This is a genomic window from Rhizobium sp. SEMIA 4085 (genome assembly GCF_013004495.1).
GTDB classification, from domain to species: domain Bacteria; phylum Pseudomonadota; class Alphaproteobacteria; order Rhizobiales; family Rhizobiaceae; genus Rhizobium; species Rhizobium gallicum.
Genome location: NZ_JABEPH010000018.1, coordinates 17741 through 31391 on the forward strand (window position 1 = coordinate 17741; position 13651 = coordinate 31391).

13 protein-coding genes and 1 tRNA gene are annotated in these 13651 nt (G+C 59.7%); 7 read left to right on the forward strand and 7 right to left on the reverse strand.

What is annotated here, in order from left to right; translation table 11 throughout:
• Nucleotides 1-500: 500 nt before the first annotated feature.
• Entirely contained in the window at nucleotides 501-1922 is a 1422-nt protein-coding gene (locus C9413_RS03715; protein WP_039844070.1) for a DHA2 family efflux MFS transporter permease subunit, read from the forward strand.
• Between the two features lie 6 nt (nucleotides 1923-1928).
• On the opposite strand, the gene C9413_RS03720 is transcribed toward C9413_RS03715, so the two are convergent.
• From C9413_RS03720 to C9413_RS03730, 3 genes are read right to left on the reverse strand one after another with little or no spacing between them, the layout of a single operon-like run.
• Complete coding sequence (locus C9413_RS03720; protein ID WP_039846639.1) at nucleotides 1929-2312, reverse strand: VOC family protein; 384 nt, start codon at nucleotides 2310-2312, stop codon at nucleotides 1929-1931.
• A 58-nt stretch (nucleotides 2313-2370) separates the two neighbouring features.
• Nucleotides 2371-3090, reverse strand: a complete 720-nt coding sequence (locus C9413_RS03725) for an RlmE family RNA methyltransferase (protein ID WP_039844069.1) — start codon at nucleotides 3088-3090, stop codon at nucleotides 2371-2373.
• A 7-nt stretch (nucleotides 3091-3097) separates the two neighbouring features.
• Nucleotides 3098-4672: a Ppx/GppA phosphatase family protein gene (locus C9413_RS03730; RefSeq protein WP_170250191.1), complete on the reverse strand. Its 1575-nt coding sequence runs from the start codon at nucleotides 4670-4672 to the stop codon at nucleotides 3098-3100.
• Between the two features lie 248 nt (nucleotides 4673-4920).
• On the opposite strand from C9413_RS03730, the gene C9413_RS03735 reads away from it, so the two are divergent.
• The 3 genes from C9413_RS03735 to C9413_RS03745 all read left to right on the forward strand — a co-directional run bounded on the left by C9413_RS03735 (nucleotide 4921) and on the right by C9413_RS03745 (nucleotide 5817).
• Nucleotides 4921-4994 (forward strand) — tRNA-Gln (locus C9413_RS03735).
• A 158-nt stretch (nucleotides 4995-5152) separates the two neighbouring features.
• Nucleotides 5153-5599 (forward strand): DUF6538 domain-containing protein, encoded by a 447-nt coding sequence (locus C9413_RS33040; protein WP_223843971.1) that lies wholly within the window; start codon nucleotides 5153-5155, stop codon nucleotides 5597-5599.
• Nucleotides 5596-5817: a hypothetical protein gene (locus C9413_RS03745; protein WP_203226183.1), complete on the forward strand. Its 222-nt coding sequence runs from the start codon at nucleotides 5596-5598 to the stop codon at nucleotides 5815-5817. The genes C9413_RS33040 and C9413_RS03745 overlap by 4 nt, the downstream gene beginning before the upstream one ends.
• A gap of 312 nt (nucleotides 5818-6129) precedes the next feature.
• Here the strand turns inward: C9413_RS03745 and C9413_RS03750 are convergent, their stop codons facing one another.
• Both C9413_RS03750 and C9413_RS03755 read right to left on the reverse strand, forming a co-directional pair.
• A complete protein-coding gene (locus C9413_RS03750; protein WP_039844068.1) occupies nucleotides 6130-7758 on the reverse strand; it encodes a GMC family oxidoreductase in 1629 nt (542 codons plus the stop codon).
• A gap of 170 nt (nucleotides 7759-7928) precedes the next feature.
• Entirely contained in the window at nucleotides 7929-8711 is a 783-nt protein-coding gene (locus C9413_RS03755; RefSeq protein WP_039844067.1) for an alpha/beta hydrolase, read from the reverse strand.
• Nucleotides 8712-8855: 144 nt separating this feature from the next.
• On the opposite strand from C9413_RS03755, the gene C9413_RS03760 reads away from it, so the two are divergent.
• Nucleotides 8856-9323 (forward strand): MarR family transcriptional regulator, encoded by a 468-nt coding sequence (locus C9413_RS03760; RefSeq protein ID WP_039844066.1) that lies wholly within the window; start codon nucleotides 8856-8858, stop codon nucleotides 9321-9323.
• A gap of 20 nt (nucleotides 9324-9343) precedes the next feature.
• Here C9413_RS03760 and C9413_RS03765 read toward each other — a convergent pair whose 3' ends face one another.
• Nucleotides 9344-10123, reverse strand: coding sequence for an SDR family oxidoreductase (locus C9413_RS03765; protein WP_039844065.1), 780 nt, complete (start codon nucleotides 10121-10123; stop codon nucleotides 9344-9346).
• Nucleotides 10123-10443 carry a nuclear transport factor 2 family protein gene (locus C9413_RS03770; RefSeq protein WP_039844064.1) on the reverse strand — a complete coding sequence of 107 codons (321 nt, stop codon included), beginning with the start codon at nucleotides 10441-10443 and terminating at the stop codon, nucleotides 10123-10125. The genes C9413_RS03765 and C9413_RS03770 overlap by 1 nt, the downstream gene beginning before the upstream one ends.
• Nucleotides 10444-10539: 96 nt before the next feature.
• Here C9413_RS03770 and C9413_RS03775 point away from each other — a divergent pair, with 96 nt between their 5' ends.
• Both C9413_RS03775 and C9413_RS03780 read left to right on the forward strand, forming a co-directional pair.
• Nucleotides 10540-11436 (forward strand): LysR family transcriptional regulator, encoded by an 897-nt coding sequence (locus C9413_RS03775; RefSeq protein ID WP_039844063.1) that lies wholly within the window; start codon nucleotides 10540-10542, stop codon nucleotides 11434-11436.
• Nucleotides 11437-11604: 168 nt separating this feature from the next.
• Nucleotides 11605-12987 carry an alpha/beta fold hydrolase gene (locus tag C9413_RS03780; protein ID WP_203226182.1) on the forward strand — a complete coding sequence of 461 codons (1383 nt, stop codon included), beginning with the start codon at nucleotides 11605-11607 and terminating at the stop codon, nucleotides 12985-12987.
• Nucleotides 12988-13651 lie beyond the last annotated feature (664 nt).

Here is a 13651-nt window from a genome sequence, read left to right on the forward strand (position 1 = left end):
AAATGCGACCCACCCGGAACGAATCGTCCGCACCGGCGGTGTGCAAGGGTTGCTTTGGAAGTTGGCGAGGGCTCGTAACACGTCTATGACAGGAAGGGAATAGCAAAACGCCTGGCGCATGCACCGGGCGCGCAATGGCTGCCTTGCGCCTGGATCAGATGTCCAACTGACAGTCTTCAGCACGAAAGGTAGCTCGTTCTTAAAAAGGCCTGCATCAAAAAGCGTGGCCGCTTCATTGCCAACGAAACTGCCATATATCCACTTTCCAATAACGCCGGTGGTCGCGCCGCGCAGACCCCTTTTGCCGTCCGGGATTCTTGCTGCGGCGGCTTGAACCTGGGTCGATTTTGAACGGAAAAGTTGCCGGGAACCGCCGCGTCACGCACACGTGATGCAAACCCGCAGCTCCCGCAGTTTCAGGGATTGGCAGAGGCGGCAACTGGGACTACACAGCACGGGCCCCGAGCCATCCTCCCAAGAGTCGCCCAAGGCTTTTGCCTATGAACCGCATTGTTCCGCTGATCCTCGCCGTCGCGCTCTTCATGGAGCAGATGGATTCCACCGTCATTTCGACCGCCCTGCCCGCGATCGCCAGCGACCTGAATGTCGGGCCGATCACGCTGAAGCTGGCGCTGACCTCCTACATGGTGTCGCTTGCGGTTTTCATTCCCGTCAGCGGCTGGATGGCCGACAGGTTCGGCGCCAAGCGCATCTTCCGGCTTGCGATCTGCGTCTTCGTCATCGGCTCGATCTTCTGTGCAGTATCTTCCAATCTGGTCGAGTTCGTCTTCGCCCGCTTCCTGCAAGGCATGGGCGGTGCGATGATGACGCCGGTCGGCCGGCTCGTTCTCCTACGCACCACCCAGCGGAGCGAACTGGTTTCCGCCATGGCGCTGCTGACGATTCCCGCCCTTGTCGGTCCGCTCGCCGGTCCGCCGCTCGGCGGCTTCATCACCACTTATTTCAGCTGGCACTGGATCTTCCTGATCAACGTGCCTGTCGGCATCATCGGCGTCTGGCTTGCAACAATCTTTCTGCCGGAGGTTGAAGCAACCATGCCGCCGAAACTGGACTTCACCGGCTTCATGCTGACCTCACTTTCCGCCGCGGGTGTCGTTTTCGGCCTGTCCGTCGTAAGCCTTCCGGCGCTGCCGCCGGCAATCGGCGTCACATCCACCTTGACCGGCTTCCTTTGCGGCTACCTTTATGTGCGTCACGCCAAGCGCCACCCAGCCCCGATCCTGAACCTGAACCTCTTCCGCAACCCGACCTTCCGCACTGCTACGACTGGCGGCAACCTGTTTCGCATCTGCGTCGGCGCCATGCCCTTCCTGACGCCGCTGATGCTGCAGCTTGGCTTTGGCCTGACACCGTTCCAATCCGGCCTCATCACCTTTTCCGGCGCAATCGGCGCCATCACTACCAAATTCATGGCACGGCGCGTTTTCGCCGCCACCGGCTTTCGCACGACGCTTCTTTCGGCAGCCGCGGTCACAACGATCGTCACAATCACGACGGGCTTCTTCACGCCTGCAACGCCGCATCTCGTCATCATCACGGTGTTGCTCATCGGCGGATTCTCGCGCTCGTTCATGTTCACCGGGGTGAACGCGCTGGCCTTTGCGGACATTGAGGATCGAGAAGCGAGCCAGGCCACATCGATGAGCTCGGTGATGCAGCAGATCAGCCTCGCGCTCGGCGTTGCCGTGGCAGCAGCGATCCTCGAGGCATCCATCTATTTCCGCGGTGAGACACTGCAGGTCGCCGACTTCCATCTGGCCTTCTACGTCATCGCCGGACTGACGGTCGTGGCGACGATCCCCTTCATTCGCATGGACAGGAATGCAGGGGCGCTGGTTTCGGGCCATCGCGCCAAGCGGATCGGCCCAGCCATCGAGACCGAGCAACAAGCGGTGAAATAAGCCCTGCTATTTTGGCTTTTCGCAGACGGCGGCAAGCTTGTTGCCGTCGGGATCGCGGATATAGGCGGCGTAGAAATTCGCATGATAGGAGCGCAAGCCGGGCTTGCCGTCATCAGTACCGCCCGCCGCGAGGGCCGCCGCATAGAACGCATCGACATCCGCGCGCGTTTCAGCGCTGAGGGCGATCATCGAACCGTTGCCGGCGGCGGCACGGCGGCGGTTGAACGGCGTGACGATCCAGAGGCGCGAGCGGGTGTCGCCATCGGCGGAGTAGCCGATCTCCTCGTCAGAGAGACGCTGAAGTTTGTAACCGAGCACCGGCAGAACGGCGTCATAGAAGCGCCGGGCGCGCTCGATGTCATTGGTTCCGAGAGTGACGTAGAGTAGCATCAGATCGTGGTATTCCAATCCTGCAAGCCGCCATCATCGCCACAGACGAAGCCAAAGATCAAGCTCCCACAGCGTCCGTGACCGGCTTGCGGCCTTTGAAGCTCTTCGCCAGCAGGAACATCTCGACCGATTCGGCACGTGAGGAAGCCGGTTTGACGTGCACCACCTGACGGAAATGCTGCTTCAGCATGTTGAGCAATTCACGCTCCGTGCCCCCCTGAAAGGTCTTGGCGAGGAAATGGCCGCCTTCGCCCAGAACGTCGACGGCAAAATGCGCGGCAACTTCGCAGAGATGCATCGTCCGCAGATGGTCCGTGCGGTGGTGTCCGGTCGTGGGGGCGGCCATGTCGGACATCACCAGATCCGGCGTACCGCCGACCGCTTCCATCAGTTTCGTCGGCGCGTCCGGATCGAGAAAGTCGAGCTGCAGGATCTTCACGCCGGGAAGCGGCGCCATTTCCAGAAAATCGATGGCCGCGACGCGGACATCCTCGTCGGTCGAGCCCGTCACCTTGGCGGCAATCTGCGACCAGCTGCCCGGTGCGGCGCCAAGGTCGATGATGCGGCGGGCGCCTTTGAGGATATTGTGCTTCTCGTCGATCTCCAGAAGCTTGAAGGCAGCCCGCGCCCGGTAACCCTCAAGCTGCGCGCGCTGCACGTAGGGATCGTTGATATGGCGCTGCAGCCATTGCCGCGAGGAGGCCTTGAGCTTCTTCTTCTTGACGCGCTGGCCGAGCTTGCGGCCGGTGCGGTTGCCCGCGATCGGTGCCTTGGTCATTCTGTCCCTACCTTGCGCGCTGGCCGCGGCGGTTTCGATGGCGCCGCCAGACGCCGTCGTCCGCCATCATGTCGGTCAAGAGGCCTTCTCTCAAGCCGCGGTCGGCGACGCGCATGCGCGGGCTCGGCCAGCGGCGGCGAATCGCCTCCAGAATGGCACAGCCGGCGAGCACCAGGTCAGCGCGGTCCGGCCCGATGCAGGGATTGGCGGCGCGGCTGTCGAAATCCCACGAAAGAAGCTTCGCCTGCATGGCTGAAACCTCGTCATCCGAAAGCCAGATGCCATCCACCTTGCGGCGGTCGTAGCGCGGCAGGGCGAGGTGGACGCCCGCCAGCGTCGTCACCGTGCCGGACGTGCCGATCAGGTGAAAATCGCCGGAATGTGCGACCTCGATTTCCGGGCAGTCGAACCGCGCAAGCATGCCCCCCACCTCCGATACCATGGTCTCGAAGCTCTCCGGCGTCACATGCTGCCCGCCGTGGCGCTCGGAAAGCGTGACGACGCCGACCGGCAGCGAGGTCCAGTGAGTGATGTGATTGGCAAGGCGGCTGAACCGATTCTCGCCGATGCGGATGACCGCTATTTCCGAGGAGCCGCCGCCGATATCGAAAAGCACGACGGAACGCGTTTCGCGGCCGACCAGTGACGAACAGCCGGATACCGCAAGGCGGGCTTCCGTTTCGCGGTCGATGATCTCCAGTTCGAGGCCGGTTTCGGCAACGACGCGATTTAGGAAAATGGCGCCATTTGCCGCCTGACGGCAGGCTTCGGTGGCGATCAGTCGCATGCGGCGGATCTCGCGGCTTTTCAGCTTTCCGGCGCAGACGCGTAGCGCATCGACGGCGCGGTCCATCGCCTCGTTGGAAAGGCGGCCGCTCGCGGCAAGCCCCTCGCCGAGGCGCACGATGCGCGAAAAGGCATCGACGACGCGGAACTGGCCCGGCCGGGTGGGCTGGGCAATCAGCAGGCGGCAGTTGTTCGTGCCGAGGTCGAGCGCGGCATAAAGTTCGTCCGGCCAGGGATGCTCGGCTCCCTGATCGCGGCGCTCGCGTTCAGGCGGCCGGCCGCCGCGATTGAAGCCATCGTTTCGAGGCTCGGAATGCCCATTGGCCTTGGCCGTTGTTGGGGTTCTCGCAATGGCAGGATCCCGGGCAATGGCGGCAGGCTGGGCGGCGATCCCCGGCTGGCCGACCGGCTTGCCAGGCGCCAGCGGACGGCCCTGCAGGCCGCGCTTCCCGCGGTGCTTGCGCCGGTTGCGGCGGCGTGATGAGGCGTCGCCTGCGGCCTGCGCGGCGGAAGCCGGCTTTTCATGCTGCTGGATCGCTGGGGATGCGCCGTCATGCCGCTGGCCGCCGTTACCGCGGCGGCGTTTGCGCTTGCGGGCCGGGTTCCCGGCTGCAGCTTCCATCGGGCGCGCTGCCTCTCCGGATGTCTCGGAGGAGGCCTGCGAAGCGGCATGAGGCGCGTTGCGGGACTGACCGCCCCGTTTGCCCTTTCGGCGCCGGGATTTCTTGCCGTCCCTGCGCACTGCCGCTGACGCCCCGTCAAATTGCGGCTTTGCGCCGCCTTCGGGGTCTTCCACGTTCGTTTTCCACGCGCCGCGCAAGTCCATGACGGTATGCAGCAGGCGCTCATTAGATTTTTGCGTTGCCGCGAGAATACCAGCGCGATGCAAAATCGCCAAATTCTTTTTGGATTCAGAATTTGAGACCCGCTCGACCTCACCCGATTAGGGAGCAGAAATTTTTCCAAAACAGGTATTTGCATTCCTCCGGCTTTTGTTTATAAGCGCCGCACACCAGCGGAGCCGCTTTGCCGGCCGCGCGCTGCTGGGGAATAGTTCAATGGTAGAACAGCGGACTCTGACTCCGTCGATCTTGGTTCGAATCCAGGTTCCCCAGCCAATTCTCCCTAAAAGCCCTTAGTTCCTTGATTTTCCAGTCGTGCCGGATCCCGTTTTGGCATCAATGGCGACCTGATGCCCAGAACTGGTGCCCACAGGTGATGCCCAGGCGCGCAATGCGCTGCAGCCGATCCTTCGGGCGAAGACAGGGTATTCGTCATGGCCGTGCGCCACGAGGTCGAGAATCTGATCCGCCGCGGAAACATCTTTTACTGGCGGCCGCGCATCCCCGCCGCATTCGTTCACTGCCGTCCGGGTAGCCGTCTTTCACTCAGCCTTCATTGTTCGGACCATAGAAAGGCTCAGATCATCGGCCGGAAGCTCAACACCCGGCTGGCCGAACTGAAGATGAATTCGAAGGACGCGATGACCACCAAACAGCAGCTCCAGATCCTGTTCGAGCATGAGCGGGACAAGGAACTCGAGAGGGCCGGTAGCTGTCATTCCGCTGTCGGCCAGAGCCTAGCATATATACCACTCCGTCGCTCACCTCATGTCGGTCGTCTCAGGGCCACAACCGACTTTCAGAAGCCTTCGCCTCGGGCGCCGATGATGCGGGCGATCGACAAGGGCTTGGTGAATTCGCGGTCGGTATCGTTTTGGTGACCCCGGCTCTGTTGCGGCGCCTCCCGGCAGAACGCATCGCAGACAAAGAGCTTTCGGCGCTACTCCGGCGAGAGCGGCTCGTCCCGGTCGTTCACGGAACGACCTATGAAGAGCTTGAACAGGTCAGCCTCCTGCTAGCCTCCCGAGCCGGGCTGAATACTGCCGAGGAGCCGATGGCGGAAGTCGCCGCTAAAATCGCCGAACTGGTCGCTACTTAGTTATGCCGGAGGTCAAATCGAGGGCGAATCGATGTTTTTCGTCGGATACCGCAGGTTTTCTGCGGCGACTTGGCTTCCTCCTGCACTTCGACAATTTCGGAAGTGACTGTCTGCTTTTCCGGGCTCTATCTCTGAGGCTCAATGCCCGATTGGGTGCGCGACACTGCCGTCAATATGCTGAGCACAACTCAGTAAGCGCTCATCTATGAGGTGCTCGTAGAAGGTCTTGAACACGCCGAACGGTTGACCCAAGAGGGCGCAAAGAGCTCGACCGCCAGTGTATGCTGACCGCCGAGCTCTTCTAAAGCATCTTCAGGCGAATGGAGCGACACCACTCAAGACAGCAAGACCATGCGTCTTCCTGATCAAATCGCCTGCGCGCTCTCCGATGACGACACACGGTGCCATCGTGTTTCCGGTGGTGATACGCGGCATGATCGAGGCATCTGCGATACGAAGACTTTCAATCCCGTAGACCTTGAGCTCGTTATTGACCACGGACATGCTGTCGCGTCCCATTTTGGCCGTGCAGGACTGGTGCCAGTAAGTGACGGCCGACTTTCGGATGAAATCGATCATCCCTGCCCGGTCGCGTGTGCCCGGAGCTGCCTCGCTCGTGACCAGCGGCGTGAAGGCGTCGCTGTTTCCGAGTTCGCGGCACAGCTCAACCGCGGCCAAGGCGGCAGCCATGTCTTCCGGCTCACTGAGAGAATTTGGTTCAATCAGGATAGGGTCGTTTGTATTGGGGCCGGAGAGCCTCAGCCGGCCACGGCTTTTCGGCTGCGCAAGCCCTGAAAACATCGTCCAGCCATGCGCCGGGGTTTCCAGACCTGTTTCCGCCGGCGAAGGTACGGCGAACTCCAACTGGCACTGAAGAATGTCCGGCTGAGAGAGGCGAGAGTCGCTTTTCCAGAAGAGTTTTGCTTCGCAACCTCCCCCACCGACGCCCTCCGGCTTTCGATATGCCCACGTGCAGCCGAACGCGAGATGATCCTGATGATTTCGACCCACACCAGGGAGATGCTGCACGACAGGTATCCCGTGAGCTTTCAGTTCATCCTTCGGGCCAATGCCTGACTGCATCAGCACCTTTGGCGTGTTTATCGCACCCAGCGACAACACCGTTTCGCATCGCGCAGTGAACGCACGCCGCTGACCGTTGACGAGAACCTCAACGCCTGTCGCCCGTTTGCCATCGAAGATGATGCTCGTGACCAACGCGTCGGTGAGGACCGTAAGGTTTGGTCGTGACATGAGCGGACGAACATAGGATCCGAATACGGACTCCCGCCTGCCATCCCGGATGCGCAGTTCCGCGATCGATGCACCTCCGGCACTTTCCATCAGTTCGCCGTTCGGAGTGTCGAATACCGGAATGCCAATCGCCGATGCAGCGTTCAATAGAGCCTCCGCGATGGGCTGTGGCGAACGTGGCTGGGCGACATAAACCGGCCCTCCAGCGCCGCGGCGCACAGCATCTGGCGGGCCGCGCCAGTCTTCGATCCGCCGATAGTAGCCGAGAACCGATTCATAGCCCCAGGCTTCATCGTCCGCTTCGGCCGCGAAATGATTCCAGTCTTCCTTGTGGCCTCGCGCCCAGACCATGACATTGATGCTCGAGCCGCCGCCCAGACCCTTGCCCATGCTGAGAGGAAGCCGCCTACCGCAGAGCTCAGGCGCCGGCTCTCCAACGAAACCCCAGTCACGGCTCGTGCCGAGATTGAGTGGCCATTGCGCCGGGTCTCTAACAGACTCGGCTACGTCATCGCCGCCTGCCTCAAGAAGCAAGACGCGGGCGTCTCCGCATTCTGCCAGTCGAGCGGCAATCACTGAACCACTGGAGCCCGCTCCACATACGATAAAATCAAAATCGTCTGAAACCTCATGACGTGTTGGTGCCGGATTTTCATGTCGGTTTAGGTCATGCGTATTCTGATCCACGGGGTTACCTTTGTGAATTGATGAGCTTAAATTGTGAGAAATGGCGGTGCGCGCTAACGGCTCAAAGGCGCAATCGATCTCAATTGGAGATCGACGGTTTGAGGACGTTCCAGCAAGCAATCATCGGAACAGGGATGCCTGTCCCGATGATAAAGCTCGAATGATCATCCTTACTGCGCCGAAACAGTTTTCGCGGCCTCGTCGATAGTGTCCGCCACCACCGTCGGCTGCGTCATGAACAGCGCGTGGCTTGCTGAAACCTTGGTAATCTTGGCTTTAATCCGCTCTGCCATATGGATCAGCATGGCTTGGTCGAATGCCTTGTCTTCGGTGGCGATGACAGCCCAGCTTGGCTTGGTTCGCCAAGCAGCGTTTTCCAGCTTCGTGCCGAACGCCGACATGTTGATGGGGACCTGCGCGTCCCGCATGAAGGCGACGTCGGCGTCGCTAACGTCATGCGCAAATCCCGCCTTGAACTTTTCGGGGCTGACATAACCAAAACCATCTTTCGTGGTCTCGATGACGAATTCCGTTGCAGGGGCAAAACCTTCATACTGCTGGGCCGTCGTCTCGCCTGCGTCCGGTGACAGCGCGGAGACGTAGACCAGCCCCGCGACCTTCGCATCGATGCCGGCTTCCGTAATGACTGTACCACCCCATGAATGGCCTACCAGAATGGCGAGACCATCCTGTCGTTCGATTGCGCGCCTGGTGGCGGCAACATCGTCTTCGAGGGAGGTCAACGGATTCTGGACGACGGTGACGCGATATCCGCGCTTCGTGAGATTGTCGTAGACGCCCCTCCAGCCAGAGCCATCGGCGAAGGCACCGTGAACGAGTACAACGTTTTTCACGGTCTGGTTTTCACGGATTATGTCCGCAGCGTTCGCAGGCACTGCGGCGGATATTGCGGCTGCGGCTGCGACGGCGGCCAATATGGTCCTGGTGGTCATGGCTTTCTCCTCTTTGTGTATGCGATAACTGTTATCGCGGTAACTATAAGCTGGCAGATTTCATTTTCCGTGTCAAACATCATTTATCGCGATATTGTTTTTTGCGGTATCATTTGCTATTTCTGAGCCGATAGGAGTTTACAAATGACCGAACGGCATAACGATCCACCAGCGCTTCATGATCAGCTTTGCTACGCAATCTACACCGCGGGCATCGCTATTCAGCGCGCCTATAAGCCATTGCTCGACCAACTGGGCTTGACCTATCCGCAGTACCTCGTGCTCAACGTCCTCTGGCGTGAGGACGAGCAGACGGTTGGTGCCATCGCCCATACCCTCGCTCTGGAATCCAGCACGCTTACGCCACTTCTGAAGCGTCTTGAAGCATCGGGTTTGCTGCGACGGACACGAAATCTGAGCAATGAACGGCAGGTTGTCGTTGCATTGACGAACGAGGGACGCACGTTGCAGCACAGGGCCGGCTGCCTCAGCGACACCCTGCTCGCAACCTCTACACAGACGCCTCAGGAGTTGGCATCCTTGAATCGCGATGTCCGGCATCTCCGCGACGCCATCTATTCACAGATCGGCGGCTGGGACGCACCCGCTTGATCCGTGAAGGCGTCTCGTTCCTAAGCTGTTGGCACCGTTCCTCCATCGATGGTGTATTCGGTACCAGTGATCGATGCAGCGCGATCCGATGCCAGGAAGGCAATCAGGTCTGCGACTTCCGTCGGCTTGGCCGGGCGCCCGAGAGGTATGCCACCCAAGCTATCCATGATAATTTTCTTGCCACCCTCAAGGTCCGTGCCCGCCTTGTCCGCCAAGCGCTGGGCCAAGTGGACGGACGCTTCCGTTTCGATCCAACCCGGAGAAACTCGCACGACGCGGACGCCCTTGGGCGACACCTCCTTGGACATGGCCTTGCTATAAGTCGAGAGTGCTGCCTTGGCTGCAGCGTAAGCGGTAGTCGCTTCCGGGAGAGGCAGCACTCTTTGGATGGACGTGACATGCACAACCACACCGGTTCCGCGTGCGACCATGTCTGGAACCAATTCGCGATCGAGTCGAACAGCGGGAAAAAGATTGAGCGACATTTCTTTGTGCCACTCGGCATCAGTTAGCGCCCCAAAACCACCGCCGGCTGCTGACGAGCCACCCAGCATATGAACGATGATATCGATGTTGCCGAGACGTTGACGCGCAACGTCCGCGACGGCCGCGCACCCCTCTTCAGTCGTGAGGTCGGCCTCGACAAACAATTCCTCCGGCAGGTTCTCAGGATGCGCCCGCGCGGTCGTCAACACCTGCGCGCCGAGTTCCCGAAACAGGCTGACGGTCGCCGCCCCGGCGCCCTTGGTTCCAGCAGTTATGAGGGCTCGTTTGCCTCTCAGGTTGAGAAAGTCTGTCATCACCGGATCTCCAGCTTAGCGATCTTGCCGTTCTTGATGGTGAAGGCATATGAGAGCGTCACCGGACTGCCGGGAAACTGGCCGCTAACTTTGGCTCGGACGAGCACTCTGTTGCCGTCAATGGTGGATTCCAAAGGTTCAGAAACGTACTGAGTCGCCTTCTTCGCTGCCACCCACCATTCACGGATTGCGACGACGCCTTGATGGCGCGATCCCTCATCTTCGACAACGGCTTCGATCGCAAAGGTGTCCGACAGCGCATCCGCGTTGCTGCCGCTCTCAGCGTCAAAGTACATGTTCACGATATCGGGCATATCCATTGTGTTTCTCCTCACTGGTTGACCCGATAGTTAGCGCTCGACCATTGCGTAGATAAGTGGGATAAACCGGCATGCGGTAATGAACAGACCGGGACAATGGAACAGACCAGCCTGAAAGAACTTGAAGCGGTTATTGCTATTGCCCGGCGTGGGACATTCCGTGCAGCGGCCATCGATCTCGACATGTCCACGACCGCGCTGAGCCACACAATCGGCAGGCTTGAGGCGGGGCTGGGAGTGCGATTGTTCAACCGCACCACACGCAGCGTGTCGCTCACAGATGCCGGCAGGCTCTTTGTGCAGCAGGTGGCGCCGTCGCTCCAGGATCTCTATGCCGCTTTGGATTCGGTGCGTGCGCAACGTGAGACACCTTCCGGAACAATACGGATCAACGCGGCGCCGTTTGCGGCTCGCGCCATCATCTCACCGCTCGTGCTTGAGTTCCTGCGCCGCTATCCCGACATGAATGTCGATATTGTAACTGAAGGAAAGATGGTTGATATCGTCAAGGACGGGTTTGATCTGGGGGTTAGGGTTGCGGGCCTCGTTCCCAGCGACATGATTGCCGTTTCGCTCGGCCACCCCCAGCGACATGCTGTGGTTGGGTCTCCTGAATACTTCGAGAGGCATGGGAAGCCGGTGGTCCCTCCCGACCTTCTCAGCCATCGATGCATTCGCGTTCGCCTGCCCGATGGCTCCTCGTTTCGGTGGCGTTTCGAGAAGGACGGGGAGCAGGTGCAAATCGATGCACGCGGTCCGATATCCCTGGACGAGGCTGGCCTCACAAGAACCGCTGTCCTGGAAAGCGCCGGTATAGGCTACATCTTCGAGCAAGACATTTTCCCGGACATTGAGGCGGGGCGCGTCGTCCGTGTACTGGAAGACTGGACGCCACCATATCCGGGGCTTTGCCTTTACTACCCTGGGCGCCGAAATCTGTCAGCCGGGGTGAGGGCGTTCTTGGAACTTGCGCGTGAGCTCTCGCGACAGTGAGCTCTTATGTTCGTTTGCAAGCCCGATGCGGCCGTTCAGCCGGTCGTCGCATTACGATGTGCATTTTCTCAAAGGCTCGGCACTTGCGCTCAATCTTAATCCGATCGCCGACATGTGGTAGTGTGATATCTGGCTGAAACTATGGGGACGCGCTCTGTGGAACGTCGCTTGACCGCGATTCTGGCCGCCGACATGGCAGGCTATAGCCGCCTCATGGAGCAAAATGAGGAAGATATCCTTACGCGTCAGAAGGTGCACCGCACGGAGTTGTTCGATCCGCAGATCGCAACTCGTGGAGGCCGCATCGTCAAGACCACGGGCGACGGGATGTTGGTCGAATTCGCTTCAGCACAGGATGCCGTCCGCTGCGCCATCAACATCCAAGTGGCTATGGCGGACCGTGAGGGAGCGTCACCGGAAGAACGCCGCATTCTCTACCGCCTCGGGATCAATCTCGGGGATGTCCTCTTCGAGGATGGAGATATCTTCGGCGATGGCGTCAACGTGGCTTCCCGCCTTGAGGGGCTGGCGAAGCCAGGCGGCATCTGCATCTCCGACATTGTACATCAAGCGGTCGCGGATAAGATCAAAGTGCCTTTTCGCGACATGGGCAACCAGCGGGTGAAGAATATCTCCCGCCCCATCCGGGTTTGGCAGTGGACACCCGACGCTTCGCTGCCTAGCTCGGAGCTTCCCAAAGCTGCGCAGCAACAACAGGTACAGTTCGCCACTGCCCCAGACGGAGTGCAGATCGCGTGGGCCAGTATTGGCCAAGGGATGCCGGTGCTGAAGGCACCGAATTGGCTGAACCATCTGGAGTATGAATGGCGCAGTCCAATCTGGCACCCATGGCTGGTCAGGTTGGCGAGGCTGTGCCGGCTGGTACGATTCGACCAGCGGGGAAATGGCCTATCGGATTGGGGCGTCGAAGCTGTATCCGAGGGGGCAATGACTGGCGACATGTCGACCGTCGCAGCCGCTGCTGGACTGAGCCGGTTCGCGCTTCTCGGCATTTCGCAAGGATGCTCATTCAGTGTCCGCTACGCCGTGGAGAATCCCGAGCAGGTGACCTGCCTCGTCCTCTTGGGCGGATTTCTTCGGGGTCGGCTCAAGCGGACGCAACCGGACCAAAAGCACCTTTATAAACTCGGGACGATGATGATCCGCGACGGCTGGGGCTCGACCAATCCAGTCTTCAGGCATTTTTTTACAACAACCTTCATGCCCGACGCTCAGCCCGAGATGGCTGCGAATTTCGACGAACTTCAGCGCATTGCTACGAGTCCGGAAGCGGCGATGCGGATCTGGAAAATGAACAGCACGGTCGATGTGACGGAGTTGGCGAAGCAGGTCAATGTTCCGACGTTGGTCCTGCATTGCATCGGCGATCGCGTCGCGCCGATAGAGGAAGGGCGTCTCATGGCTACGCTTATTCCTAACGCGACCTTCGTTGAGCTTCCTGGAAACAATCATGTGCTCATGGAGGACACGGCTGCCTTCGAACAGTTCTTTGACGAGTACTCCAGGTTCCTGACAGCGTACAACCAGTGAAATATGGCCGCTATGGCGCGCAAAGCGGCTTTTCAGCGGCTTCGCTTTGAACTTCTGCTATCCACGCGATTCGGACCTTAACACCCTGACGTGCGAGGTCCGCTTTACGCCCCAAGAGCGGAAATTATTACCGTTTTGCACACCGGTTGACTGAGGCCCAAAGCCGGGCACAAAGGTGGCATCCACGGTCGCTCGCGGCGGGAAAATATAGGGAATTCAAAGGCGATTTCGCTAAGTCATTGAAATCATGTGAGAATCCAGGCTCCCCAGCCAATTCTCTCTAAATCCCCTTAATTCCTTGATTTTCTAGTCGTGCTGGATATCGTTTTGGCATCATTGGCGACCTGATGCACCAGAACTGGTGCCCACAGGTGATGCCCACGCGAAAACTGCGTGGCGGTATAGCAGGTGGCAGGCAAGGGCAAATACCCCATGGCGGTCCGCCACGACGTCGAGAACCTTACTGGCCGCGGCAACATATTTTACTGGCGCGCTCGTGTTTGGATTGAGGTCCGCAATCGGCCGATATTGTTGATTTAGTCGCGGATTCAACGTGTCTGCCGTCTCATAGCTGATGGTTCCGTCGGGTAGTGCCTCGTTTATCGAGCTTCGGTGCTGGTGGTAGGTGGCGTGGCCCGCATTTCTATGCTCCCTATGCCGCGAT

Bases quoted from the DNA above. Each gene is read 5' to 3' on its own strand.
- C9413_RS03770 (WP_039844064.1), bottom strand. From the start codon at position 10,443: ATGGATATGCCCGATATCGTGAACATGTACTTTGACGCTGAGAGCGGC.
- C9413_RS03725 (WP_039844069.1), bottom strand. From the start codon at position 3,090: ATGACCAAGGCACCGATCGCGGGCAACCGCACCGGCCGCAAGCTCGGC.
- C9413_RS03775 (WP_039844063.1), top strand. From the start codon at position 10,540: ATGGAACAGACCAGCCTGAAAGAACTTGAAGCGGTTATTGCTATTGCC.
- C9413_RS03755 (WP_039844067.1), bottom strand. From the start codon at position 8,711: ATGACCACCAGGACCATATTGGCCGCCGTCGCAGCCGCAGCCGCAATA.
- C9413_RS03760 (WP_039844066.1), top strand. From the start codon at position 8,856: ATGACCGAACGGCATAACGATCCACCAGCGCTTCATGATCAGCTTTGC.
- C9413_RS03715 (WP_039844070.1), top strand. From the start codon at position 501: ATGAACCGCATTGTTCCGCTGATCCTCGCCGTCGCGCTCTTCATGGAG.
- C9413_RS03765 (WP_039844065.1), bottom strand. From the start codon at position 10,123: ATGACAGACTTTCTCAACCTGAGAGGCAAACGAGCCCTCATAACTGCT.
- C9413_RS33040 (WP_223843971.1), top strand. From the start codon at position 5,153: ATGGCCGTGCGCCACGAGGTCGAGAATCTGATCCGCCGCGGAAACATC.
- C9413_RS03720 (WP_039846639.1), bottom strand. From the start codon at position 2,312: ATGCTACTCTACGTCACTCTCGGAACCAATGACATCGAGCGCGCCCGG.